1 pseudogene is annotated in these 421 nt (G+C 35.9%); it reads left to right on the top strand.

The features are described 5' to 3' along the window. Window positions 1-421 (top strand): annotated as a pseudogene (locus J7R13_RS09090) (autotransporter outer membrane beta-barrel domain-containing protein); the annotation flags it as partial.

Here is a 421-nt window from a genome sequence, read left to right as displayed (position 1 = left end):
ATATAAATCCATATTATAGTAATACTTTTTGGGATTTTCGCCTGCAAAATCAATACCTCCCCAACTCAAACGTAAAGGCTCTTTTACCGCAAATGGCAAACTATTTAGTAATGCCAAATGCTTTATTTGCTGCAGGTTTCACTGATATTGAAAATCAAAATGCTCTTTTAACTAATATTCGAACAATGCCATGGGAAATGAAAAATGATAAAAAACTTTCCTTTTTTATATCTTCTTATGGAAACAAAGTGACTTTATCGTCTAACCGCACTGCCCTTGAATACGGTTATGGTGCTGATATTGGCTATGCTGCTTTACAAACAGGTGTTGCATTGGTTGCATTGGAAGGGCAAAACACTTCTTCATACTTTGGGCTTTTAGGCACTTATGGAAAACTGTCCTTCACGCCACAAAATATGGA

The sequence above is a fragment of the Bartonella taylorii 8TBB genome, from assembly GCF_902825155.1.
GTDB lineage: Bacteria > Pseudomonadota > Alphaproteobacteria > Rhizobiales > Rhizobiaceae > Bartonella > Bartonella taylorii_A.
This window is presented reverse-complemented; position numbering and strand designations above follow the sequence as displayed.